Source organism: Anaerobacillus sp. QJM3NY_32 (assembly GCF_056173645.1).
In genome coordinates this window covers 1,179,279-1,203,076 of the sequence record NZ_CM149684.1, presented here as the reverse complement: position 1 = coordinate 1,203,076, position 23,798 = coordinate 1,179,279, and the positions used below count along the sequence as shown (strand labels likewise).

The 23,798-nt window shown below is 37.7% G+C and carries 26 protein-coding genes; all 26 read right to left on the bottom strand.

The window, feature by feature from the left end:
• Nucleotides 1–24: 24 nt before the first annotated feature.
• The 26 genes from AC0VYH_RS06515 to AC0VYH_RS06390 all read right to left on the bottom strand — a co-directional run bounded on the left by AC0VYH_RS06515 (nt 25) and on the right by AC0VYH_RS06390 (nt 23,789).
• Nucleotides 25–1,185 (bottom strand): GTPase, encoded by a 1,161-nt coding sequence (locus tag AC0VYH_RS06515; RefSeq protein ID WP_475373490.1) that lies wholly within the window; start codon nt 1,183–1,185, stop codon nt 25–27.
• Nucleotides 1,186–1,993: 808 nt separating this feature from the next.
• Entirely contained in the window at nt 1,994–2,359 is a 366-nt protein-coding gene (locus tag AC0VYH_RS06510) for a hypothetical protein (protein WP_475373489.1), read from the bottom strand.
• Nucleotides 2,360–2,507: 148 nt separating this feature from the next.
• Nucleotides 2,508–3,578 (bottom strand): DNA cytosine methyltransferase, encoded by a 1,071-nt coding sequence (locus AC0VYH_RS06505; RefSeq protein ID WP_475373488.1) that lies wholly within the window; start codon nt 3,576–3,578, stop codon nt 2,508–2,510.
• Complete coding sequence (locus AC0VYH_RS06500) at nt 3,579–4,307, bottom strand: DNA-methyltransferase (protein WP_475373487.1); 729 nt, start codon at nt 4,305–4,307, stop codon at nt 3,579–3,581.
• Nucleotides 4,308–4,374: 67 nt separating this feature from the next.
• Entirely contained in the window at nt 4,375–5,613 is a 1,239-nt protein-coding gene (locus AC0VYH_RS06495) for an McrC family protein (protein WP_475373486.1), read from the bottom strand.
• Between the two features lie 16 nt (nt 5,614–5,629).
• Nucleotides 5,630–6,907: an AAA family ATPase gene (locus AC0VYH_RS06490; protein WP_475373485.1), complete on the bottom strand. Its 1,278-nt coding sequence runs from the start codon at nt 6,905–6,907 to the stop codon at nt 5,630–5,632.
• 15 nt (nt 6,908–6,922) lie between these two features.
• Nucleotides 6,923–7,690 carry a hypothetical protein gene (locus AC0VYH_RS06485; RefSeq protein ID WP_475373484.1) on the bottom strand — a complete coding sequence of 256 codons (768 nt, stop codon included), beginning with the start codon at nt 7,688–7,690 and terminating at the stop codon, nt 6,923–6,925.
• Between the two features lie 415 nt (nt 7,691–8,105).
• A complete protein-coding gene (locus AC0VYH_RS06480) occupies nt 8,106–8,402 on the bottom strand; it encodes a hypothetical protein (RefSeq protein WP_475373483.1) in 297 nt (98 codons plus the stop codon).
• 1,514 nt (nt 8,403–9,916) lie between these two features.
• Nucleotides 9,917–10,291 (bottom strand): hypothetical protein, encoded by a 375-nt coding sequence (locus AC0VYH_RS06475; protein ID WP_475373482.1) that lies wholly within the window; start codon nt 10,289–10,291, stop codon nt 9,917–9,919.
• Nucleotides 10,292–10,306: 15 nt separating this feature from the next.
• Nucleotides 10,307–10,972 carry an ABC transporter ATP-binding protein gene (locus tag AC0VYH_RS06470; protein WP_475373481.1) on the bottom strand — a complete coding sequence of 222 codons (666 nt, stop codon included), beginning with the start codon at nt 10,970–10,972 and terminating at the stop codon, nt 10,307–10,309.
• A gap of 5 nt (nt 10,973–10,977) precedes the next feature.
• Complete coding sequence (locus tag AC0VYH_RS06465; protein ID WP_475373480.1) at nt 10,978–11,538, bottom strand: stage II sporulation protein M; 561 nt, start codon at nt 11,536–11,538, stop codon at nt 10,978–10,980.
• Nucleotides 11,504–13,003 carry a hypothetical protein gene (locus AC0VYH_RS06460; protein ID WP_475373479.1) on the bottom strand — a complete coding sequence of 500 codons (1,500 nt, stop codon included), beginning with the start codon at nt 13,001–13,003 and terminating at the stop codon, nt 11,504–11,506. The genes AC0VYH_RS06465 and AC0VYH_RS06460 overlap by 35 nt, the downstream gene beginning before the upstream one ends.
• A gap of 82 nt (nt 13,004–13,085) precedes the next feature.
• Nucleotides 13,086–13,412 (bottom strand): hypothetical protein, encoded by a 327-nt coding sequence (locus AC0VYH_RS06455; protein WP_475373478.1) that lies wholly within the window; start codon nt 13,410–13,412, stop codon nt 13,086–13,088.
• A 2-nt stretch (nt 13,413–13,414) separates the two neighbouring features.
• On the bottom strand, nt 13,415–13,951 hold the full coding sequence (locus AC0VYH_RS06450) for a hypothetical protein (RefSeq protein WP_475373477.1): 537 nt from the start codon (nt 13,949–13,951) through the stop codon (nt 13,415–13,417).
• Between the two features lie 374 nt (nt 13,952–14,325).
• Entirely contained in the window at nt 14,326–14,637 is a 312-nt protein-coding gene (locus AC0VYH_RS06445; RefSeq protein ID WP_475373476.1) for a hypothetical protein, read from the bottom strand.
• Nucleotides 14,638–14,649: 12 nt separating this feature from the next.
• On the bottom strand, nt 14,650–14,865 hold the full coding sequence (locus tag AC0VYH_RS06440; protein WP_475373475.1) for a helix-turn-helix transcriptional regulator: 216 nt from the start codon (nt 14,863–14,865) through the stop codon (nt 14,650–14,652).
• A 717-nt stretch (nt 14,866–15,582) separates the two neighbouring features.
• Complete coding sequence (locus AC0VYH_RS06435) at nt 15,583–16,098, bottom strand: CBO0543 family protein (RefSeq protein ID WP_475366917.1); 516 nt, start codon at nt 16,096–16,098, stop codon at nt 15,583–15,585.
• A 99-nt stretch (nt 16,099–16,197) separates the two neighbouring features.
• Nucleotides 16,198–16,974, bottom strand: coding sequence for an ABC transporter permease subunit (locus tag AC0VYH_RS06430; RefSeq protein ID WP_475373474.1), 777 nt, complete (start codon nt 16,972–16,974; stop codon nt 16,198–16,200).
• Nucleotides 16,971–17,864 (bottom strand): ABC transporter ATP-binding protein, encoded by an 894-nt coding sequence (locus tag AC0VYH_RS06425; RefSeq protein WP_475373473.1) that lies wholly within the window; start codon nt 17,862–17,864, stop codon nt 16,971–16,973. The genes AC0VYH_RS06430 and AC0VYH_RS06425 overlap by 4 nt, the downstream gene beginning before the upstream one ends.
• 12 nt (nt 17,865–17,876) lie before the next feature.
• The gene (locus AC0VYH_RS06420) at nt 17,877–18,077 is read right to left on the bottom strand and encodes a PLD nuclease N-terminal domain-containing protein (RefSeq protein WP_194220751.1); all 201 of its coding nucleotides are present in this window, start codon (nt 18,075–18,077) and stop codon (nt 17,877–17,879) included.
• 5 nt (nt 18,078–18,082) lie between these two features.
• Complete coding sequence (locus AC0VYH_RS06415) at nt 18,083–18,292, bottom strand: transcriptional regulator (RefSeq protein ID WP_159781743.1); 210 nt, start codon at nt 18,290–18,292, stop codon at nt 18,083–18,085.
• Entirely contained in the window at nt 18,279–18,611 is a 333-nt protein-coding gene (locus AC0VYH_RS06410) for a YxlC family protein (RefSeq protein WP_430245027.1), read from the bottom strand. Before AC0VYH_RS06410 ends, AC0VYH_RS06415 begins: the two co-directional genes overlap by 14 nt.
• Nucleotides 18,608–19,144 (bottom strand): RNA polymerase sigma factor SigY, encoded by a 537-nt coding sequence (sigY, locus tag AC0VYH_RS06405; protein WP_475373472.1) that lies wholly within the window; start codon nt 19,142–19,144, stop codon nt 18,608–18,610. Before sigY ends, AC0VYH_RS06410 begins: the two co-directional genes overlap by 4 nt.
• 580 nt (nt 19,145–19,724) lie before the next feature.
• Nucleotides 19,725–21,182, bottom strand: coding sequence for a CoA-acylating methylmalonate-semialdehyde dehydrogenase (locus AC0VYH_RS06400; RefSeq protein WP_430245032.1), 1,458 nt, complete (start codon nt 21,180–21,182; stop codon nt 19,725–19,727).
• Between the two features lie 30 nt (nt 21,183–21,212).
• Nucleotides 21,213–22,562: a GntP family permease gene (locus tag AC0VYH_RS06395; RefSeq protein WP_475373471.1), complete on the bottom strand. Its 1,350-nt coding sequence runs from the start codon at nt 22,560–22,562 to the stop codon at nt 21,213–21,215.
• 30 nt (nt 22,563–22,592) lie between these two features.
• Nucleotides 22,593–23,789 (bottom strand): iron-containing alcohol dehydrogenase, encoded by a 1,197-nt coding sequence (locus tag AC0VYH_RS06390; RefSeq protein WP_475373470.1) that lies wholly within the window; start codon nt 23,787–23,789, stop codon nt 22,593–22,595.
• Nucleotides 23,790–23,798: the final 9 nt, after the last annotated feature.

Here is a 23,798-nt window from a genome sequence, read left to right as displayed (position 1 = left end):
CACTATCTATATATAATTTCTAAGTTAAGCGTATACATTTCTCTTTAAAGGTATTTCATCTTTTAGAATTTGTTCCGCAATCTCATGATTTTCATCCACGAACTTCATTCCTGAAAAATACGTAAGGGCGAAACCACTAGAACTTCCTAGTATGATAGGAAGACTTTTTGCTATTTGCTTGATGAAAACATGATTTGAATATCGTTTTAACAATAAGATCGAACCGCCTTTTCCAGCATAATCGATTAATTGTTTTATGTTATCCTTAAATTTATGATCATTTTGATGATTTTCATACAACTGCTCTAGTCTTTTATCAGTAAGACCATAACAAACCCTAATATCCTTCAATAGGTTATTATATATGCTCATATCTATAGGTACGCCTATACCAGGTAATGGAATGGCTCCACTACATGCCGAAAGTATAGCAGATATAATTACTTTCTTATTACATTCTTTTTTCTTCGATTCAAGAAAATCTTTGGAAAATGCTTTTGCGTTCCGAAACCATTTACCTTGTTTAGTTTCATCTAATAGTTGAATTATTTCATTTTGTAACTCATCTAACCCCTCATTTGTTTTTATACTAGTAAAAACAACTTTAACTTTTTCACCAAATATAGGTGTAACTTGTTCAGAAACGATTTCCTTTTTCAATTCTTCTAGTGACATATCCTCATCAAAAATACTATCTGCTTTTGTCCTTACAAAAATATATCCTTTTTTCTTAGTAATTACTCTCTGGAAAAATTCGGAATCCGCCTGATTAAATTTACTCTCAAAACAACATAAAAATAGGTCGATATTTTCACAATCATAATTTTCCCAATACTCGTCTCTTACATGTTCATCCGGTACACCATCAAACCCAGGTAAATCAATAAATTCAATTGAGTCATTTTCACCCCATACATGGTTCGTTACCTTCATACCTGGCTTTATTCCTGCGTCTGCTAGTTTCTTCCCAGCCAACTTATTCATAAGACTTGATTTCCCTGCCCCTGGTTGACCAAAAAAAGCTACTCTTATTTTGGTCTTACTCTCTTCCTCAATCTGCTTTTTTAACTCTTCGTAAATATCTTTTGTATCCATACTAGACAAGTCTTCTTTCGCCTTAAAAACTTTTTGCACAAGATCAAGCATCTCTTTAAGCGAATAATTAAAATCTTCATATTTACTCATGATACTATTTGCCCCTCCCATGTTGATATTTATGTAGTAAAGACTTTTTATAACTACTATAAGTAATAACATTCATCACTTATAGTAGTTATTCGACACTGATATATACCACCCTTCATTTTCCATAAACCTCCAAAAATGTGTTCTTCAACTTGAAAGACATATTGTAACTATTATCGATTTGAATAATGACTCTTCCACATACCCGTTCGCTCAATCTGCTTCTGCATCCGATCAAAAGATAATGACACATCTAAAAGTCATTAAGAAACTGAATGCCTGAAGATGTTTTTGTTAGGCCTCTTGCCCAATGATTATGTTATAAGATGATCCATACATAATCCAAATTTGGGTACTTTCGACGGCAAGGCAAAATGTTCCAATACAGAATTAGCACCAACGGCGTTTATTAAAACATAGTTAAGGTTTCGTATGGTTCCCTAGCGTCTTCCTCCATACTTACTTTTTCCCTGCAAAAAGCATCTTGAATTAATTCGATAGGAGACTTCACTTCTCTGTTAGATATACAGCATCTTTTTCATACACTCTCGTTCCATATTCCACCGTCTTATCTGCTCTTAGTGCGAGTGTCTTTGGATTAAATCAAATCCTTTTTGGAAGAAATTTGAACTTATATATTATTCTATTCGTACTTATCTCTCGATAGAAAAAGCTAAGAATGGGTTGTGCAACAAATATCATCTAATAGTTTTTTGTACATGAGCGGTTCACCATTAAATCCCAATTTCACACTAACTATTTATTATCATCATTGTGTAAGGAAAGCTCTATTATCATCTGAGAAAGATCATGAAAGTTTTTTAATATCTAAAAATAAGTTGTAAAGAGTATCAACTTCATTCTCTTCTAACCAAATATTGTGGGCTATTTTATTTCTAATTGGTGTAATTGATCTTAATTGTAAAATTGTCTTTGTAGGAATAGTAATATGCAAGCAATCAAATAAGGTAATATAAGAAATTAATTCATGATAATAAAGGTCTTTAATTTGCCTGTTCGTCAGTGAATTTGAATATAACTTCCGTGCAGTTAACTTCCAGTTTGATCCATATTTATTTTTCATATTAATTTCAATAAAATTTCTAAGGTAATGTTCAATTTCAAACAAATACCCATAACTTTCTTTCATAACATTTAAATTTACTTTATCCATAATAAGTAACCTCTTCATTTAAAATTACCAATAAATTTATACTTCGCCCTACTTTTATGACAACGGTGCACATTACCTTTATTTCCAACTATTTTTTAAAAAAACCTTGGAGATACAGTATCTCCAAGGTTTTTATTAATTCCATATATTATTTTCCTGCGGTAATTTTGTTTTTCATATCCAGTCTGATATTTTCAGCAATACTTTTAGCCAATATAGGGGGTACAGCATTGCCAACCTGTTTCATTTGAGAGGATTTTGTTCCGTAAAAAATAAAATCATCTGGGAAGGATTGAATTCTAGCAGCTTCTCTAACAGTGATAGCTCTGTTTAGATATGGGTGCGTAAATTTCCCTGATGATGGTGTATCAAATCTAGTAGTAATGGTAACAGAAGGATCAGATTTAACCATCCTAGACCATGTACCACTATAAATTGATTTTGTTATATGTTCAGGTGGTAATGACTCTTTCCCTTTTTCAGGGGGAATCATTTTTAATCTTTCGATTGCAAGGTTTGAATGTTTTGTTGCGACATGATTATAAAGTTTGTGCGAATTAGCTCGAAGAAGTTTTTGATAATTATTATTTGGGCCATATCGATAATTTTGTATTTCAGAACCTTCACCAGATTCCAAGAATGCTAAATCAGATAAAGCATCCCATATTGAAATTTTTTCAGAAAAGCTTAAAGGTATAGAGACCGGCCTTCCTAGACTCCCTATTACAAAAGCCCTTTTTCTTAGTTGAGGAACGCCATAATCGTACGCGTTTAAAATTCCTGAATCTATTTTATAACCTATTGCTTGAAATTGCTCATATATATCATTTTTAAATGATCCGTTATTTGCAGTAAGTAAATTGGGTACATTTTCCATCACGAAGTAATTTGGTTTTAAATACTCTACAACCTGAAAAAAGTATCTAAATAAAAAATTTCTTTCATCATCCAAAATACGTCTAGTTCCTTTTTGAGAGAAGCCTTGACAAGGTGGCCCGCCAATTACAACGTCTACATTTCCTTTAATATTTGAAAAGATCGATTTGATATCCAAATTTGTGATATCTTCGTTTATCATTCTCACGGTAGGATGATTAGCTTCGTATGCTTTAGAAATACTTTCATCTAATTCATTAGCTGTTAAAATGTTAAACCCGGCTTGACTGAATCCTAGGGACATACCCCCTACCCCTGAAAACAAATCTACTACGTTGGGCAATTATCTCACCTCCTGGTGAGAACTGAAGAATTTTAATTGATATGAATCATCTTCAACATCTTGTAGTCTTTTCTGAGCAACATCAACGTAATTCTTGTCAATTTCAATCCCAATGAAATTTCGTTTATTTCTCTTACAGACCACTCCTGCAGTACCGCTTCCCATAAAAGGATCCATGACGACATCATTTTCATTTGTAAGTGTTTTAACAAAATGTTCAAATAATACTTCTGGTTTTTGAGTGGGGTGTCCCCCATATTTTTTTTCACCTGCAGGGGCTACAGAAGTTTCAATAAAGTCATGTAATGCTTTCCCATTGTTATTAAAAGTACCGGTTCGCCCCTTATTAATGACGTATAACCATCCCTCTGTAGAATTAATATAGTGTAAATGCATGTTTCTAGGCATTGGATTTTTTTTATGCCAAACGCCAGTAGTTTTATAATAAAAATTGTTCTTTTCAGCTAATCTTACCATCGTTTCAACTCTTAAAAGAGACATAAGGACAATCATTGCCCCTTTTTCTTTTAATATTCGGTTAGCTTGATAAAAGAAACTGTCCATACTATCAGCCCAATCATCGAATGATAAATCATCCCATCCCGCATCACCAAAGAAGTTGGTCCTCATTTTCTTCAAGTTGGTTTGACGGCCCCTCATAAAATTACCTAAATTATATGGAGGATCAGTAAGAATTAAATCAATACTTTGGTCTTCGATCTGTTCCATTGCTTCTAGGCAGTTTTGGTTGTATATATTTATATGTTGTTTTATCTTAACCACCCACTTCTTTAATTTAAATTAAGAGTTTTTTTAGATGTTCAGTAAATACTTCTTTTTGAAGAGTTTTTGATAAGTCGATTGTTCTAATTTTCAAAACTCCATCACCACTGGTTCTTTTAATCTGATAGTCACCAACAATTTTATCATTTTTTGTGGATTTAGGATACAACAAAACACCTTCATCCAATAAAGGCTTACAATCCAAATAAGCATTCACTTGATAAATATCTCTTTCTTCAGAGAAACCATTTATAATCTTCCACTTAGTATCCAAAACGATTTTTTTATTAGTATGAAACAGAATAAGGTCAGGTTTTAACTCTATTTTTTTAAAGTTTGTTTTAGGCGAAGAAATCATATATGTGTTTCTAGGTTGACTAGATACACTTTTCTTACCAAGAGCCATTTGATACATCTTTGAGATATATCTTTCAAAAAGGATGTTCATATCGAAAAGCATTAAATTCACAATTGCTTCTCCGGTTTGCAAATTGAGCGTTTTATTACTTAAAAATAAATCACAGTAGTTTATAGTATCTTTAAACCTTAAATTATTCCGCTGAAACACAATGTTTCTAAAATCCTTATTTGTAATATTTTTAAAATCAACGTTTTTAAATTCGATTAATATTCTTCTAATGTTGGATTTATTTTTGTTTGATGAAGATATTCTAAGGAGGAACTTTAGAGTGAATTTAATTATTTTGTTAAAATGATTATTGATTGTAAAGATTGAATATTTACATACAAATTTATTTTTCAGAACGGTGTTAATCCTTAAATTCTCTGTGTAATCAATTGCTCCCTTAATAGTATTTAAATTTCTCTTCGTCTTCTCATAAGAATAATACATTCCATAATGCATTTGTTTATTAATTTCTAATAAAAATAAAGAGATCAATAACTCTAAAAAACCTTTTTCGCCATAATTTAAATTAGCTACAACATTTTTTCTAACAGGTATATTATGAACAGTATGTAACATTTGTACTAATATTTCTCTGATTGTATCCATATTATCTTCATTAGAGACTTTTGGAAGTATTTCAATTGTACCGCCGGGAACACGTATAATTCCAACCCATTGCTGGGGAGAAAGGGTATTATACCCCCATTTGAATATAGATTTATTTTGTTTTAGTTCTAAATCTCGTAAATAAGAAGCATCCTCTTTAGAAATTTGATTTATCTCTTTCTTAAAAACACTTCCAACTCTTATTGTTTTGTGCTCAAGAATTTGTATAACATTCATATTTTCTCCTTAGTTCTTACATATATATCTTCTTAATAGAATCGATAGATATTGAATTATTATCAAAATAATATCTCTTTTTATTTTCTATATTCATCTCTGCATTAAATGCAAATAGATCTAGTGCATCTAAAGTTTCATGTTTATATATTGCATTTGGATTTAGATCTCCGTTTTCATCTATGTCGGCAAATACTAACTGAACTTTTTCTAAATCATCAAAGAAATACTCTTCTAATAGAGGGATAACTTTTCGTATAATTACAGATATTACATCATCAGCATTTTTCACTAATGAAAAATAAGCATGACCTATAACATAATTTTCATTTAAGAGTATTTCAATTCTATCGTTAATTTTCTTTAAAAGTGCCACGATATCTATACCATCTACATCGTGAGAATCAATTTTATTTTCTCTATGAATTTCTTTTAGAATTTCAATATTTGTACTCATAGGAACAAATTCAAATCTTCTTCTTAGAGCAACATCAATCATGGAGATACTACGGTCAGCGGTATTCATTGTCCCGTAGATTGACAAATTACTAGGGACTCCAAAGTTATCTTTAGAATATGGGAGTTTTGTTTTTAATTGAAAAGGCATATCGAGTCTTTTATCGACTTCGATTAGACTTATTAATTCACCTAATATTTCAGAGATATTACCTCTATTTATCTCATCAATAAAGATTGCGTACTCTTTAAATTTGTTCTCTTCCGCTTTATTACATAGTTCTTTGAAAAGTCCGGGTTGTATTTCATACTCGATATCTCCATTACTTTGATCATCTAAATGGTTATTTTTGATCTTAGGTCTAATCCCTTCAACAAAATCCTCATAAGTAAATGACTGATGAAAAGTAACAAAGTTATAACGCTCATCAATAGAACCGTTACTTAAATAAGAATCGAAAAAAGTAGAGTCGTGTTTTAATAACTTATCTACTTGAACAAACCACTTCCCATCTTGTTCTTTAAAGATTTGAGGTTCGGAACCTTCAAATATTGGGTTTAGTGAAACAGAATGAGAATTTAATATGCTTGATGGAGTATTGGTAAAGCCAGGAACATTAAGTTCCCGAATTCTAGAGGCAATTTCAGTATTACTAAGTGTAGTATTACTTTGCAAGATGAGCAAAGTGATCAAGACCCAATCCCTAGAAGTAGTAGTGTATGCTAATCTAATTTCGTCATCGCTTATTCTATAATCGGTATATTTATCTCTCAACTGTTGTAAAAGATGTGTTTTGCCAGTACCCGGAGGTCCATAGTAGATAATATTCTCAGGCATTTAGATTTCCTCGCTTTAAAATAGTTTTCCCGTTTCACCAATATATTTTATTCCTGGTAGAGGTGAATTAGATAGATGTTTATTATATTTTGAAGAATCAACTTTAGTAGTTGACTTTCGAAATCTTAGCGGAGAAATGAGACCGATTTCAGACAAAAACTGTATATGCCTAGGCCTAATTTGCTTTTTTCTTGGTGTAGAAGCCCTATTGTCTCGATCTCGAGAATTTGGTCCTTCATTAATATTATATTCAATACCTAGCTTTCTCAAAATTGCTTCTACAAGATTCCGTTGAGACTCATTATGGTAATCAACAGCTATAAAACTTGAACCATCATAAGAACTTCTGCCATCGAAAACTCCAATAATAAAAGCTTTCTGAATATCTTCTGAAGCCTCTAATAATGGATTCGAGACATCGTCTATGAATTGATCAAAATTGTAATTTGGATTTGTTTCTTTAAATAAAGTAACAATTCCATTTTTTCCGGCATTATATTTTTTCAACTTCAAACCTTCACGTTTTAGGAAATCTGTTGTAAATACCATATCGGATTTATTAATAGACATTGCCATAGATTTTACGTAGCTAAAATGATCCTCAATTTCTGAATATGTTGCCTGTTTAGGGTTGTGACGGATTGGAGCAGACCAATAAACACCGTCACCTAACTCCTCTTTTTCATCAGCAGTAAGTAACCCTAAAAAATATGCAGCTTCTGCCGTTAAAAATTTGGTGCCAAAGTCAAATCCTAATTCTTTTTCTAAAACGATTTCACCCACTAAATTACCCCCTAATAAATTATATTGCAGGATAATTATAACATTTTCTACTTTGGATGTGGCCTTCTGATTCCTATAAAAAACTTTAGCCCTTTAAGACATTCATTTTATGCCCTTACTCTACTTATCATAAATATGAATATCATAATTATTATCTATTAAAACAAAAAAAAGCAGCAAATCATAATAGCTTCATTTATAAATATGAGTGAAACAACTGGAAGGTTAGTTCAAATGTCATTGCTTGCAAATCTATGGGTGAATAAGCAACCTACCCCTTTGTTCCAGAAACTCGTGAAAATTCTATTACTATTTCCGGATGGGATTTAAAGTATAAGTAAGGAAAAAACTAAATAAGCAGAGAGAGTAGAAAATCAAATTAAAAAGACGTAGAGAAGCTCCTACTCCCCTGCGTCTATCCATTTGTATTAATTATTTCAATAAAATTACTATACTTACTATCAATCATCGAGGACACTTTTTCAATTACATCACTTAATTGTTCCTTGCTTTTCGAATCCTTATTTTTGGTTAAACAATACAATTCGTTATAAATGATATATTTGGCTAACTCTTCGTCAAGATCATCTTCAAACTCATAGAGTGTTCTTGCCACAGCAGTATCCACTTCTAAATTATCCTTAGAACAAAATTTATTATAAAGGATTTTCGTTATTTCTCGTAACTCTTTCACATACTCTTTATGCTCCATTATAAAACAGCCCCTTCCATCTTTTTATCGTCATGAAAAATCTTCAATTGAATAGTTGAGAATCTTTCCATGAATTGGGCTACTACTTATAAACAACTTGGGCAAGGATATCGATCTGTATATAAGTATATTTCCCTATTTAAACAATTATATATATCTGTTTTCTTCGAAAAAACACTCTAGAATTTTTGCCACGGATATATCTGTCTACAAATATTTCTGTTCCTCTAATTGGCACTTCAATTGTCTTATATTCTCTAGACTTTCTAAGAAATACATGATTAGAAGCAAAAGGTGAGTTTTGGTGAATACCGTTTTGTGGGTAGTCACCCTCTCGATTATCAATGGCACTGTGAGAATAACGGTATTGAAATCCATTACTTTTCCATGAGATAATTCCAACATTTCCTCGTTCATAAATCTTTCGTTCTTTTGATGATATTTCACTACGTTCCAGTACTCGCTTGATATCCAAACGGTACTTTAATGACTCTATCTTTAGAGAAATTCCAATGTCCTCTTTTAAGAAGTGCTTAATACTGACATTTTTTCTCTTATCAATTAGTCTCTAAAAGTAATAAATTCTTCTCTAGATATTATTCTTTTATTAATAGAAGACATCTACATCATCCCTAATCAAATAAACAATTATGCAATTAAAATTCTGCAGCAAAAGACCTATTCCTTCAGCAATGTTTACTATATGGGATAAAATTCAAAACCCCGCTCCAACTGAATGGACCGGGGCACAAAACTATACTTTCACTATTTTCATTACATCATCTTCGTAGATGCTTTCCTTTCACCCATAATAGGCCAAAGGGACAGGTACACCGTCCCAGCACCTATTTAAAAAACTAAAAAGTGTGGAAATATAAATCTATGGGTGGGACAATTAACCTTTCCCTAATGATACTAGAGGTAACACGACACGATGACAACCGTTGTAAAAATTCTCTATAAACCTCCCTTTTTCTCTAAATGCTACATAATCCGTAGGGGAAGAATATTCAGCCAAAACAAAACAGGACATCGAACCTCCCTCGACATCCTGCAAAAGTTTACTCTCCACTTCATTCTTCATCCTTATTCACTTTCTTCCTACGCAAATAAATCCACATGGCACTATACGTTATCAGCGCCAATATCAAAAAGACGGGTACAGATAGAACATCACGGATCATCATAACAACTGCTCCACAGCGTCCAATCTAGTTTCGCCCATCACAAATAATAAACACTTATGACCCACCTATATGGGATTAAGTGATTTCCTCATTAGATCCCCCTTGGATCTTTTATACGTTAGTCGTCGCGAGTTTGCGGGTGCCTGGCACCCGCTTTTAACCTTCTGAACTTCAGGATGCTTCGGTCCCTCTTCTTTGTAATTCATATTGACTGAAAGATCCGTTGTGCCGAGGAAGGAAAGGTCGGTCCCTGCTACGTCCAGTTTCCTTCGTTTCGATGTGTGAGATAATAAGAATAAACTCGTCTAATAATTCGTCATAAGAGGCTTAATCTCGAAATTTGACCGTGATCTTCTCTGGACTTGATTTGGACAAATAAAATTCTGCTTTGCCGTTATCACCATCTACTTCATCTGAAAGCCCAGACCACACTTTGCATGTTCCAGGGGATAGAAGTGCGTAACCAATCGTATCATCAGAGTTCGTTTGGTCTTCTTCCATTAAAGTAACCTCATGGATGCCAGTCCCTCCCACCATACATGCTTCGAAACTTCCACCTCCAGATAAAATTATTTTACTCTTTGAAGTGAAGCTTGACGACCCTGCCTTATCCCACTCTCCTGCTCCTGCATAAATGGTTTGAGGACTGATAAATGCCACAATCATCACTAGAGTAAAGGCTGATACTAATAATTTCTTCATTATTGTCTTCCTCCTTCAGATTTCATTTAAAACGAATGTTTCAAGTTCTTCTTCCGTAAATTCGTTATTCACCTGATTTACTTGGCCATCTTTTAATAGAAGAATGACATCTCCTATTTTATGTGCGATAGGAAGCATATGGGTTGAGATAAAGACGATCTTACCCTTCTGCGCATAGTCTTTAAGACGTTTATGCATTTCAACAATGTTAATGGGATCAAGTGATACAAGTGGTTCATCAAGAAGGAGTACCTCTGGCTCAATGAGAAATGCAATTGCTAATGCAAGCTGATGTTTCATGCCCTGCGAATAGTTCACAACAAGATCATCCGCAAATCCCGAAATCCCCTGCTGATCTACAAAACTTCTTAACTCTTTTTCTGAGAGAGATAATCGGTGAAGTCTCATAACGAATTTCAGGTTTTCGAACCCAGATAAATATTCCAAAAATACCGGGTGCTCTGATACATAATGAAAGACCTCTTCAAGTCTCTGTTCTCCATCTAGTTGAATGGCGCCACTATCGTATTCGAGAATACCAGCCATTACCTTCATTAGCGTTGTTTTCCCTGACCCATTTCTTCCGAGCAAACAGTAGACCTTTTCTCGCCCCAGTGAAAACTCAACTCCCTTTAAAACCTCGGATTCGTAGGCTTTCTTAATTTCTTTCATAGTAATCATTCCACTCACTCCAGAATCAGACTTACGACTACAGGCGTTAGATAAGCTTCAAGCATGGCAGCTAATAAAAACAATCCTACAATAAAAACAAGATACGACATGACTTGTCTTAAGCTTTGAATGTAGAAAATTTGTTTTTGATAAAGCTTATTAATAAGTAGCCTTAGACTTATTGTTGATAAATAAAAACTCAGAACGATGGCTATAATCTCAACAATGCCATGCGTCAATATCACAAGGAGGGTATAGGTTATTGATCCGCTGTGCAAATATGCAAAATAGACGGCTAAAGAAAGAAGATACAAGTTATACAGGACAACGACGGATGAAACCGTCCCAAAACTTAATACACCAAGAAAGATAATAAAGAAAGCAGAAGAAATATTTTGTATAAAGATTTCATACCAGTTCACATGTTTGATTAACTCCTGAGTTGGGAGAAGCTCAAGTTGAATGTCGGTAAGAAAGACACTTACGTAGACAAGCCCTACTATGACGAAGTAGCTGAAGATTAGCCTCGTGGAACATCGATTATAAATGGGCGTTGTCGTTGTGTGTTCTCTCATATAAAAAACCTCGTATTTTCTTAAAATTCAATAGCCCTACATAATGCATAACGAGAGCTGCGATGATCGGAACACATAAAAGAAGTAAATAATGATCCAATCCAGATAAATAGAAAAGAAATTCCAAACCTATCGTGATCCCTATAAAAATAAGAATGTTTACCCTAGCTACTTTGCTTAGAAGTACTGAATCAATCCAGTATTCAAGTTGAAAAATGCTAGAAATGTAGACAAAGATCGAACTGATAATGAATAGAATCCCACCAATTAGAAATAAGACATGATTCAATGCCGATTCTAATGAAACGAAAAGAATGGCATAGATAATGAAATACTGGATAGTTGGGTAGATGGAGTAATGGTAAACAGTGTTTTTTACAGAGCTTTGATGCCGTTTATACAAAAGAACGAGGTTCACTTGTTTATCACTTACCATTAAGTTCACAAGTAAATAAGCACTGAGCATCACTGCCCCAACTGCATTCCATCCATTTATTAATAGATACATAAGTAATAATAGTGTTCCAATAAAGGCAATCAAAAAGTTCATATTCATGATACCTTTTTGCCTGAACTGATCCAAATAAATACCAGGCGGAAGCCTGTGTCGTTTATCCGTATGGTTTGTAGTCTTCGTTTTTAATAGAACTTCTACTAATTTATAGGACACTATCACACTAAATAGTATGATTACAGCAATCAGTGACGCTGTAAAAAAGCTGATTTGATCATGATAAAGATCGATGTTTTTAGGAGATATGCCCATGATCCACTTCGATAGACTCCCCTGTAATAACATTTGAATAAAGAAGTAGAACCCTTTAAATAGCACTTCTCGATTATGAAATATCATCATAGCTATGATCAAATATATACCTTCCGATACTATCTTTCGATTTCTCTTTGTGTAACTGTTCTGTAAAGTATAGATGCCAAATTTAAGAAATCCAATGAAATACCCTGCAACCAAAAGACAAAGTAAGAACTGTGCCATAAACATCAATCCGGCTAACCCATTTAGAAGGATCTGACCGACCAAAAAAGGAGCAGCCATGATCACAATAAATCCTCCTATTAAGATGGCACTCAAATATTCATTGGTAAGTATAAGCTTTTTCTTCATGTTAGTAGAAAAAGTATTCGTTATCGCGTATGTTCTAAAGTCTTCATTCACAGTGTATCCGAGGAAAAAGCATAACCCTAGAATCCCAAATAGAAGAATGACTAAATTCATCTGCTCAGGCAATAAGTCAACGTAATGGAAAAAAACCTGAAACAAAAAAGCAAGAATGAACCAGAATAAATAGATCACGATTAAGGTAATTTTAGTATATGTATGTAGCGTTTGAAGAGCCTTCTTCGTGACGCTCGAATCTACTCCTGCTCTGCTACTACTATATAAAAGCTGGTTATACATTGTTTTCATAATGTTTTGCAAGAGCAAGACATTGATTGAATATTTCACCTTTAATTCAACTCATTTCAATGGGTAAATCGGTATGTACATCTATGCTAAACCCTTCTCTTCACGTATTAGAATTTACATATTAATAGCTTGCTAATTTTTCAATGTGATTCTCAAGAAGATATCCAATAGCCCAGTCGCCAATAAGACTTACCAGAAGACCAATCACATTCCAACCGAAGATAACTGCAATCGCTTTTTTAGCTCCCTTACCAGCTTTATAAGCTGAATAAGCTTTTTTAAGACCTACTAAAGCCGCAGCTCCAGATATTGTAGGTACAACTTTATGGATATCAAATGCTATGCCCATTTGTGCACTAACCGCAATCGCAATCATAGTTGCAAATAATGCAATAGTTCCTAGCATGTCCTTTTTGTTAATACTCTGCAAATTTAGTGCGTTTCCCATCTCTAAATTCCCCCTAAAGTAATTGAAGTGAAAATAACAAAATTGATATAACAAAATAACGTGAAGAGAAGAGGTTTAACCTGATTTATATTAACTACCCCTCTAAGCAGGATGAAGAGAACAACCATTCCCGCTAGAATAAGAGGATTAGTCGCAATTAGAAAGACTTCGTAATTGTTGTAGTAAAGTGTGTTTTGCCAAAAAACACTCAGTGACAGAAATAGAATAAAAATCAAAAAGACTCGATTAAATAACTTAAATTGGATTGGAATACGGAAAATAAACCTAGCGACTGCATGCAACAGAACACTGCTAAAGAATATCTGGATTAACGTAAAAAGAAACCCAAACGCAATGATCACCCCTACCAATGCATAAGCTTTTGGACCATCTCGTTTGATTAACGCTTTTAACGCGTTAATTTCTTCCCCACCCATCTCTGACAGTACAGAGAATAAAATCGTCCCAATACAAACGATGAATGTAAGTGAGAATAAATAGTAAGTAGAATAGTTGTTGTTCTTTAGCCAGTTAATCATGTTGCTCTCCCTCCGTCGCATTTGTTTTTTACTTTTTATTCTAAATTTAAGCACAGACATCATCTTACTGGATATTTTTGTGTATTTCTACATTTTCATCCAATACAATTGAATTCGGTTCTAAAACACTAGTTTAGATAATATATATGTAGGTCTTTAATCGCCGGCATTGTATAAACTAGCTAGATAAACAGGAATAATTACCTAGTTCCATCTTGCTTTTCTAAAAAAAACACCCCAGAACAAAATGTCCTGGGATGTTCTTCATCTTACTTTAGGGGGTAAGATTTTGCATATTCTTAACTAAGTTTGGCGACTGAGCTATTGAATATGTCTTCGCTTTTACTTATATGTGAAATACTTAACAAAAAGTATTAAGCGCTTAGTTTACGTGAGTTAATCAAATAAAAGATGAAATAAGATATTAGTGCAACAATAAGATAAAACAATTCCAGATTCGCTGAACTTAAGCTAGGCACATCCTCGTTAATATTAAAACGATCAAAGAGAAAATTCGTTAACAAGAAAAGTAGCAAGGTAAGCCAACTCTGAATCATGGATCGATCCTTAATCATCTTCTTACGCTCATCATCGTTTGGTCCTACTGGATATTCCTTCTTACCGGTTATCCATCCGATGGATGCAACCCAAAGGGCAATCACAAGTACTTGAATAAAAAACTGCACAGTACTCACTCCTCAATCTGATGTTCTAGAGATTTTTTCTTCGTAACGAAATAATTGTTCCAGTGGCGTTTCCAGAATGGAAGCTAGCTGAAAAGCTAGCTGAAGCGTCGGGTCATACTTGTTGTTCTCAATGGCATTAATTGTCTGACGGGAAACAGAACAAGACTTTGCAAGTTCCTTCTGGGATAAATTCATTTTCTTACGAAGCTCTTTAATGTTATTCTCCATTCAACCACCACTCATATGTAAAATCTTTTTTACATTTATAGTGTAACCGATCAATAAATTTCGTGTCAAACTCTTTTGACTTTTTCACGACAATGGGACTAATTATTAGAAATAATCCAAAGATGAGCTGCAGCCTTTTCCTACTAAAGAATTAGTAAGGATCACCCGATTTACAAATAAACTGTTGAAGTTGGTTCGAGACCAGTGGAAAAAATCAGCTGCTTTTTCAACCACACCCCGCCTCACCCAGTCACTCTCCATATAAACCCGCTTCTCTAATCGTGCTTATACTTCTTCATCGCCACTACGCCTGCAATGTGGGCCAAAGGGATAGGTACATCATCCCAACACTGATTTTAAAAAAAACAAAGAGTATCTAAATATAGATCTATGGGTGGGATAATTAACCTGTCCCTAATAATACTAGAGGTAACATAACACGATGATGGCCGTTGTAGAATTTTTCTATAAACCTCCCTTTTTGTCTAAATGCTACATAAGGCGTAAGGGAGGAATCCCCCACCAAAACAAAAAACAGGACATCGAACCTCCTCGACATCCTGCAAATGATTAATCCCCTCTTCATTCTTCATCCTTATTCACTTTCTTCCTGCGCAAATAAATCCACATGGCACCATACGCTATCATCGCCAATATCAAAAAGACGGGTACTGATAGAACATCACGAATCATCATAATGACTGCTCCACTCCTTTATTATTTTAGACTGTCCAATGGGACGGGGAAGAATAAATAGAAAAGGATGGCGAGAGGAATGGAGATGATGAGTGCTTTCACCGGACTTCGATAATGAATATAAATCATCAAGAACAGGATGATATTTAAGGGAATGTTTAACCACCCGTTCCAACCGTTATCATAGACGTACAATCCTTTATAGGCGAAGATCGTCTCAAGCACCGTGTAGAATCCAGCCCATATAGCGATGTAACTGAATTGATTGATCCTTTTCTTCGGAAAGCGTTGCAGGTAGATGATGAGACCGACGGGACAGATAAAAAAAGTGAAGGCCATGTTAATGATCGAATGATTGATCCATTCGGCTGTAACCCCTCTGAACGCCCACAGTGTGTGATTGAAATAGAGGAAATTATATGTAAGATTCACCACTATGAAAAAGAGAATGGTAGCATACTGCTTTCTCCACTGTGACCAGTCGATAAATTTATAAGCAAAAAAGATCCAAACGACCATCACGAATAATAAATACATAAAACCCACCTCAATCGTATTAAGTCGTTTCATTATTGACGCCGCTTGGATCTTTTATACGTTAGTCGTAGGGAATTCGCGGGTGCCTGTCACCCGCTATTAATAATGTTTATACCTCTTCAGCACCATAACACCTGCAATAAACAGTAAGAGCGATAAGATTGTCGTGCTACCGATGACGACCCATGTTGATTGGGTCCATTGTTGCTCGACTAAAACCTTCATCGCTTCTCCCCGTATATTCCCTGGGCTCCATTCAATGAATTTCGGAAGTAATGACGTTAGCAGGCTGAGCAGCGAGAGGAAGAGAATACTGACGCCCGCTATTCCGCCATTATGCTGGAGGATTGTTCCGACAAAAATAGTAACTGCGACGACAAAGAGAACCCAAAAGGAGTAAATGACGAGGCTACTCATCATGAGCTTCCAGTCTACTGAAGTAAATAATAAATTCGTATAATACCATGTGAGGCAGTAACTTAATAGAAGTGATAAGAGCAAGAGGGCAAGCTGGGCAACAGTCTTACTGCCTAAGTATTGCCACTCGTTAACGGGGCGCACCATAACAAGCGTAATGGAACCGTTTTGTCGTTCCTGAGCGATCACATTCATGGTTGCGAGAACGAACAGCAGGGTACCGATCGTGCCATATTGAGAGAGGGCGCCGCTCAATACTTCTTCACCCGTAGGTGTGGGGATCGAGATACTAGCTCCTTCTGGTAGATTACCGGCCATATCGAGAATTTGTGGCATATAGTAACTTGTTAGAGGTTGGGAGATACCGATGATCATCAGCACAACCGGGAGCCAAATCAACTTACCATTCCGCATCAGTTCAGTGATTTCTTTGTGTAATAGCGTTAGAAACCGATTCATTGTCTCACAACCTTCATATAAGCATCTTCTAATGAATCATGCATCATTTCAAAGTGAGTTACTGCTTTATTCCGGTTAATGAGCTCCTGTAACAGCTCATTTGGGTGAACATGCTCAGGAAGTCTTACTTTCACAGTTTTAGGATCCATGTATTCATAAGCTTCGATGATCTCAAGCTGTTCGATGATTCCATTCATCGGTTCTTCGGTTTGTAATTTAATCGGCAATAGATCAAATTCTTTACGTAAGGAAGGTAATGACCCTTTCCACTTTAAACAGCCATCTTGCAGAATAAGAACTTCATCGCAAATTTGCTGGGCATCGTGTAAGATATGGGTCGAAAATAAAACCGTCATGTTCTGTTTCAGTACTTCGATCAGTTGTAAAAAGTCTCGTCTTCCTTTTGGATCGAGCGCAGATACCGGTTCGTCTAGAATGAGAAGCTTCGGTTTGTGAAGCAAGGCCTGCGCTAACCCGAGGCGCTGTTTCATTCCACCTGAAAAGCCACCGATTTTTGTAGTCATCGCCTCTTCTAAGCTGACGAACGCTAGCACCTCCACTACGCGATCATGAAGCTCTGCCTTTGGTATCGACGATAGCTTACCGGCGAAAGAAAGAAATTCTTTGGCTGTCATCCAATTAAAAAAGGACGGATGCTGAGGCAAGAAGCCAATCAATGGCCGGTAGTCTTTATTCGGATACCCCTTAAATTGAATGGATCCTGAGTCAGGTGTGAGCATTCGCGCTAACATTTGCAGCGTCGTTGTTTTACCCGCTCCATTAGGACCTAATAGGGCCATGCAGCTTCCCTCTTGAATGGTGAAGGAGAGATTCGAGACAGCTTTTTTACCTTTAAACTGTTTCGATAGATTGTCGATTTTAACTAGCATGATATTCACCGCCTAACTGTTTTTACGTCCGATCACAAAGTAAAGGATTGCCCCAAAGAGATTCACAAAGAGAATAAGAAGGATCCACATCCACTTTGGTCCGTTTGTTTCCTTTTGTTTGATACAACTAACAAGCGCTGAAATGGTTAAGATCGCTTGCAAGATCAGCAATGGCGCCACTAACGCCCAATTTATATCGTTCAAGATGTCCATTTTTTTCACCTCTTCCCTTTTAGCCTTCGTTTATATGGCCAAACGACGAACAGCAAGTAAAATAAGGTCGGCATCGGTAATTGAATCAATCCCCAGATCCCCCATAGCCACGGGTAACTCCCTTTTTTCTTTGCATCTACAAAGAGAAGCATGCTTTGCGTGAGTAACAAGAGAATAAGAATCGGAACAAAGACGTAGAGCTCAAGATTTGTCATAATCAAACATTCCTTTCTTATTCACTTTCTTATAAGTGAAATAGACAGCAAAAGGAGCAATCAGAGTTGCAACGATCTGGAAGTATAGAAAGAAAAGTGGAGCTTCAAAAAGACTTACGATAACCACGGTTAAAATCACGACCGCTGTTAACAAGAAGAGCGTACTTTCGATGTAAAACGCTTTTTTCTTTTTTTGTTGAAACAGGACTAGTTGTTTCTCCATATCAAGCTGAGAAAGTGAACCTTTTCCAAGATCATCGATATGCTGCCAATCCTGTTTAAGGTGTTGCACAATCTTTTCTTCTTCCTTGTCATTCACGGCGTATCCAACTCCTTTCGTAACTTCCGTAAACCAGTATGCACCCTGGATTTCACTGTTCCTGAGCGTATCCCGAGCATTTTCCCAATTTCATCATACGAGTAGCCATAATAATGCCGTAACAAGATCGGAACTCTGAGCGTGGAGTCTAACGTATTAAAATCTGTGAAAAGATCGCTCCAATTCATTCCTTTTGTACTCGATTCCCACGCTAACTTTCGCGATAAGGTACGCTTCTCTTCATCCACCCATTTCTTTTCTCGTTTTTCTTTCCGAAGCATGTCAATGTACAGCCTAGAAGCGATCGAAATCATCCACGTCGAGAACTTCCCTTCTCCTTTATAAGAAGAAAGTTTGACGTAACACTTCATCATGGTTTCCTGAGCAAGATCCACGCTGTTCTCTTCATTTAAGGTTAGCTTTAAAAGATACTTATAGAGGAAAGCATAATAGCACTGAAAAAGCTGAGTGAACGCATCATCGTTTCCAGCTTGTGCCTGCTGAATTAATTGAATCTCCTCCTCGCGTTCCATACAACCCTCTCCTTTACCTGCACCTATATGACGCTGTCCTCTTAGAAATCGTTCATTTGAATTAAATTTATTTAGCTTGATCAATACCCTTTCCACAAATGATACATAAAAAGCTAACCTCCGTCTTTCAGAAGTTAGCCTCTCTATCTTTCCTTCTTCAACGCTTCAAAACCAAGTTGAGCGTGTTAAATGACAATAAGCTATCGGCTCTCCATTCAATTGCACCTATAGAAGTTTGTCTCCATACAACCTATCTATTCACTGTGTGTACCCTACACCTCTTACTCTACTAACTTACAAAATTCAAAAATAATAGGACCTCCCGATTCCGAGACGTCCTTCACCTTACCTTTATACTGTAAGGTTATGTTCAATCTGGTTAAGAATCGCTTTGTGTCACCCACTAAGTGATTCGACAGAGTTCGCGGGTGCCTGTCACCACCGAGCCACCAACCAACGTTCTGGACTTGAACCTTAAAGCGTGTGCGCATTCCGGGCACACTACTAAAAAGGCATAGAGAAGTTCCCCTTCTCTATGCCTTTCCATTAAACTATCTATCCTATTCTATTTTTCTCTTCCCTACCACCTAGCCGTCAACATCTTCCGTCTCGTATAAAACTCCACGCCATCCGATCCATTCGCATGAAGATCGCCGTAGAAGGAGTTTTTCCACCCTGAGAATGGGAAGAACGCCATCGGTGCTGGAACTCCGATATTCACCCCGAGCATGCCGACTTCGATGTTTTCTCTGAAGTAGCGGACGTTGCTGCCGCTTTGGGTGAAGAGGCAGGCGCCGTTTCCGAAGTCGGATTCATTGGTGAGCTCGATTGCTTCTTCTAGGTTTTTCACTCGTACAATCGATAGGACGGGAGCGAAGATTTCGTCCTTCCAGATTTGCATGGACGTGTTCACGTGATCAAAGATCGTTGGTCCAATGAAGTAGCCTTTGTCGTTGTAGGCTTCATCGTTTCTTCCGTCACGGACAAGCGTCGCGCCTTCTTCTTGTCCTTTTTGAATGTAGCTTTCCGTTCTTTCTTTGTGTTCTTTCCGGATGACGGGTCCTAGGAACACATCGTCGTCCAGTCCGTTTCCGATTTTAATTTCATCCGCTTTTTCGTTCAGCTTTTGAAGCAATGGTTCGACGACATCGTCTACTGCGACAACGACCGAGCACGCCATGCATCGCTCTCCTGCTGATCCGTAGGAAGCGGCAATGATTTCTTTCACCGCTGCATCAAGATCCGCGTCTGCCATGACGATGGAATGGTTTTTCGCACCGGCTAGGGCTTGAACGCGTTTGCCGTTCGCTGCACCTGTTTTATACACATATTCTGCGACAGGCTGTGAGCCGACGAAGGAAATCGCTGGCACGTCTCTGTGCTCCAATAGGCCGTTTACGACATCATGGGCACCGTGAACGATATTAAGGACTCCGTCTGGAAGACCCGCTTGTTTGAATAGTTCCGCTAATCGGTTTGCGAGTAGCGGTGTGCGTTCTGATGGCTTAAGAACGAATGTATTCCCCATCGCGATGGCGAGCGGGAACATCCAGCACGGCACCATCATCGGAAAGTTAAACGGTGTAATGCCACCAACGACGCCGACGGGATAGCGGTACATGCCGGATTCTAGATTTGTCGCAATATCCGGAAGCTGTTTCCCCATCATTAAGGAAGGCGCACCGGCAGCGAACTCCACGCACTCGATTCCGCGCTGTACCTCGCCCTGCGCTTCTTTAAAGCTTTTTCCATTTTCCTGTGTAAGCAATCGTGCCAGCTCGTCCCAGTTGTCGACGAGGAGCTGCTGGTATTTAAACAGAATGCGAGCACGCTTTGGTACGGGGGTTTTGCTCCACGTTTTGAAGGTTGCCTTTGCGACTTTTACTGCTTCATCAAGATCTTCTCTTGATGAGATCGGTACCTGTGCGAGTTCTTCACCCGTTGCTGGGTTTGGTACAGATTGAAATTGATCGGTTTTTGCGTCTACCCATTCACCGTTAATGTAGTTTTGTAGCGTGTTTGTTGTTGTCGTTGCCATGTTAAAGTCCCCTTCCTTTTTGTACACTTTTTAGAAAATCGAATATAAAATAACTGCCAGGATCAAGGCGATCGTCGGCAGAATAACGCTAAGTAAAAAGATCGGTCCGTAAGAACGCTTATGTGTTTCACCGCAAATCGCACGGATCGTGGTCACCACATATCCGTTATGTGGGAGCGAATCAAGTCCACCTGAAGCAAGGGCTGAAATGCGGTGCATCGCGCCAGGATCTAAGTTCCCCATCCCTAAATAAATCGGGGATAAAATCGGGAGTGCGATTCCAAGACCACCGGAGGCTGAGCCCGTTAGCCCACAAATAAGTGTAACTGCGATCGCAAGTCCCATCAGTGGTGGACCTGGAATATTCACAAGACCATCTACAACCGTTTGAAAAGCCGCGACCTGTGCCGCCACGCTACCAAAGCCGACTACGGCGCAAGTATTCGCAGCAGCTATTAACGCATCATGCGTTCCTTTTGCGAGCGGGTTCCAGAATTCCTGTAAATATGGAAGCATGATGAAACAGGCTAAAACGATACCGGAAGCAAGCGAAATGAGTGCGGCCCCGGTTGATGAGATAAAATTGGACAGCGTAATTAACGAGACGATGACCGTGACGAGTGGCAAGATCGCTAAAATGACATTCGGCAACTGCTTTTGCTCTGGTTCTGGCTCAGGCAACACCTGCTTCAATTCGGCTGTTGCAGCGATTTCATTTGATGCTTTTGAAGTCTCGTTAGGCAATGAAAAAACTTCCCCATTTCGCACCGCTTTTTTCACCATTTTTCCTAGCAACCATCCACCCGTTAACATGATCAAGATGGCAATGAGAATGCCGATGAACCCACCAGCCGTTGGTTTTGTTCCAAAGTACTCGGTTGGAATCAGGTTCTGGATTTCTGGTGATCCCGGAGCTGTCATCGTAAAGGAAATGGAGCCGAAGACGAGCGCTGCAGGGATAAAGCGATGTGGCAGGTTCGCTAATTTAAAAAGAGAGACGGCAATAGGGTAAACCGCGAAGCCGACAACGAATAAGCTAACGCCGCCGTAGGTCATGATGGCTGCTGCCGCAACGACCGCAAAGACAGAGCGAGAAGGACCGAGCGTATTCTTAATCCAATTCGCAATACTATCTGCCGCTTTCGTTTCCTGCATCACTTTTCCAAAGATGGCTCCTAATAAGAATATGAGAAACCAGGAAGCAAAGTAAGACGTGAATCCCGTCATGTAATAATCGGTTAACGCTGTTTCTAGATTTAGTCCTCCAGTAAGGGCAACGAGCACGGCGCAAAGAATCGCCGCTATGATGATGTTGATCCCTTTCATTGTCAAATAAATGAGGAGGCCTAACGATAAAATTAAGCCAAGCATGCCTAGCATGTTCTTCCCTCCTTGTACCCTCTAAGCGCGTTATTGAACCTTGTGCTCGCTACGAAATTGGTAGTCATAGCAAGTGAGATAGAGTTCTTCTAATTCGGCTTGAGTAGGCACGCGAGGGTTATGGCTTGGACTCCCACTATCAAGCGCATCCGCCGCCATCTTAGAAACGGCTCGGTTAAAGGCTTCTTGCTCAATGCCCCACGATTTCAAATTGGGAATGTTTAATGTGCGACAAAGTTCTTGAACGGAAGCCACCGCTTGTTCAGCTGCTTCTTCATCAGTAAGAGTGGCACTGCTCGGTTGAAAAATGCGTCCGATATCGGAAAGGCGCTTCTGACATTCACTCTTGCTAAATTCAAGAACAGCAGGTAAGAGCATCGCGTTGGAATAGCCATGTGGCACATGGAACAGTGCTCCGATTGGTCGCGACATGCCGTGAACGAGACAAACGGATGCATTGGTAAACGACATGCCTGCTTGTAACGCCGCTAAGCTCATCGCTTCTCTCGCTTCAAGGTTGTCACCATTGAAGTAAGCGTTCTCAATATTATGGGCAATGAGCTGAATCGCTGATAGCGCAAATGTATCCGTCATCGGATGAGATCTCTTAGATAAATACGATTCAATCGCATGACTCAGCGCATCAACGCCTGTTGCAGCCGTTACATGCTGTGGTGAGGAGATCGATAATAATGGGTCAACAATCGCGACAGCTGGCATGAAAGCTGGCTGCTTCACCATCATTTTCACCTCATTAGATGTATTTGTAATGACCGTCACATCTGTCGCTTCCGAGCCCGTTCCTGCTGTTGTAGGGATTGCGATATGCGGAATTGGAGTATGCTCAGCGACTTTCTTGTTAAGCCGGTAATCGGCTAAGTCACCACCGTTTGTGGCAAGAACCACGATCGCTTTTGCTGTATCAATACAGCTTCCACCCCCAAGCGAGATCACGACATCAGACTGACTCTCTTTTAAAAGGGCTAACGATTCTGCCACATACTGATCAGTCGGTTCTGACTCTACTCCTGTATAAACCTCACTTTCAATCCCCTTTTCCTTCAAGTAATCCTGACATTCACTCACATAGCCGAGACTAGACATCACCTGATCGCTTATAATGAGTGCTTTACCTCCACGAATGGAAGCTTCCACTCCAATTTGTTTAAATGACTCTCGACCATATAAAATCGTTTGCGGCGTTCGAAAAACGGCATAGGTTTCCACCTGGCTATC

Excerpts from the sequence above, each read along its gene's own strand:
- AC0VYH_RS06475 (WP_475373482.1), bottom strand. The coding sequence starts at position 10,291 with ATGAAGAAATTATTAGTATCAGCCTTTACTCTAGTGATGATTGTGGCA.
- AC0VYH_RS06440 (WP_475373475.1), bottom strand. The coding sequence starts at position 14,865 with ATGGAGAATAACATTAAAGAGCTTCGTAAGAAAATGAATTTATCCCAG.
- AC0VYH_RS06415 (WP_159781743.1), bottom strand. The coding sequence starts at position 18,292 with ATGACAAATCTTGAGCTCTACGTCTTTGTTCCGATTCTTATTCTCTTG.
- AC0VYH_RS06495 (WP_475373486.1), bottom strand. The coding sequence starts at position 5,613 with ATGAATGTTATACAAATTCTTGAGCACAAAACAATAAGAGTTGGAAGT.
- AC0VYH_RS06500 (WP_475373487.1), bottom strand. The coding sequence starts at position 4,307 with ATGGAACAGATCGAAGACCAAAGTATTGATTTAATTCTTACTGATCCT.
- AC0VYH_RS06455 (WP_475373478.1), bottom strand. The coding sequence starts at position 13,412 with ATGGGAAACGCACTAAATTTGCAGAGTATTAACAAAAAGGACATGCTA.
- AC0VYH_RS06420 (WP_194220751.1), bottom strand. The coding sequence starts at position 18,077 with ATGGACATCTTGAACGATATAAATTGGGCGTTAGTGGCGCCATTGCTG.
- AC0VYH_RS06400 (WP_430245032.1), bottom strand. The coding sequence starts at position 21,182 with ATGGCAACGACAACAACAAACACGCTACAAAACTACATTAACGGTGAA.
- AC0VYH_RS06515 (WP_475373490.1), bottom strand. The coding sequence starts at position 1,185 with ATGAGTAAATATGAAGATTTTAATTATTCGCTTAAAGAGATGCTTGAT.
- AC0VYH_RS06395 (WP_475373471.1), bottom strand. The coding sequence starts at position 22,562 with ATGCTAGGCATGCTTGGCTTAATTTTATCGTTAGGCCTCCTCATTTAT.
- AC0VYH_RS06490 (WP_475373485.1), bottom strand. The coding sequence starts at position 6,907 with ATGCCTGAGAATATTATCTACTATGGACCTCCGGGTACTGGCAAAACA.
- AC0VYH_RS06480 (WP_475373483.1), bottom strand. The coding sequence starts at position 8,402 with ATGGAGCATAAAGAGTATGTGAAAGAGTTACGAGAAATAACGAAAATC.
- AC0VYH_RS06430 (WP_475373474.1), bottom strand. The coding sequence starts at position 16,974 with ATGAATCGGTTTCTAACGCTATTACACAAAGAAATCACTGAACTGATG.
- AC0VYH_RS06470 (WP_475373481.1), bottom strand. The coding sequence starts at position 10,972 with ATGATTACTATGAAAGAAATTAAGAAAGCCTACGAATCCGAGGTTTTA.
- AC0VYH_RS06450 (WP_475373477.1), bottom strand. The coding sequence starts at position 13,951 with ATGATTAACTGGCTAAAGAACAACAACTATTCTACTTACTATTTATTC.
- AC0VYH_RS06435 (WP_475366917.1), bottom strand. The coding sequence starts at position 16,098 with ATGTATTTATTATTCGTGATGGTCGTTTGGATCTTTTTTGCTTATAAA.
- AC0VYH_RS06465 (WP_475373480.1), bottom strand. The coding sequence starts at position 11,538 with ATGAGAGAACACACAACGACAACGCCCATTTATAATCGATGTTCCACG.
- AC0VYH_RS06425 (WP_475373473.1), bottom strand. The coding sequence starts at position 17,864 with ATGCTAGTTAAAATCGACAATCTATCGAAACAGTTTAAAGGTAAAAAA.
- sigY (WP_475373472.1), bottom strand. The coding sequence starts at position 19,144 with ATGGAACGCGAGGAGGAGATTCAATTAATTCAGCAGGCACAAGCTGGA.
- AC0VYH_RS06510 (WP_475373489.1), bottom strand. The coding sequence starts at position 2,359 with ATGGATAAAGTAAATTTAAATGTTATGAAAGAAAGTTATGGGTATTTG.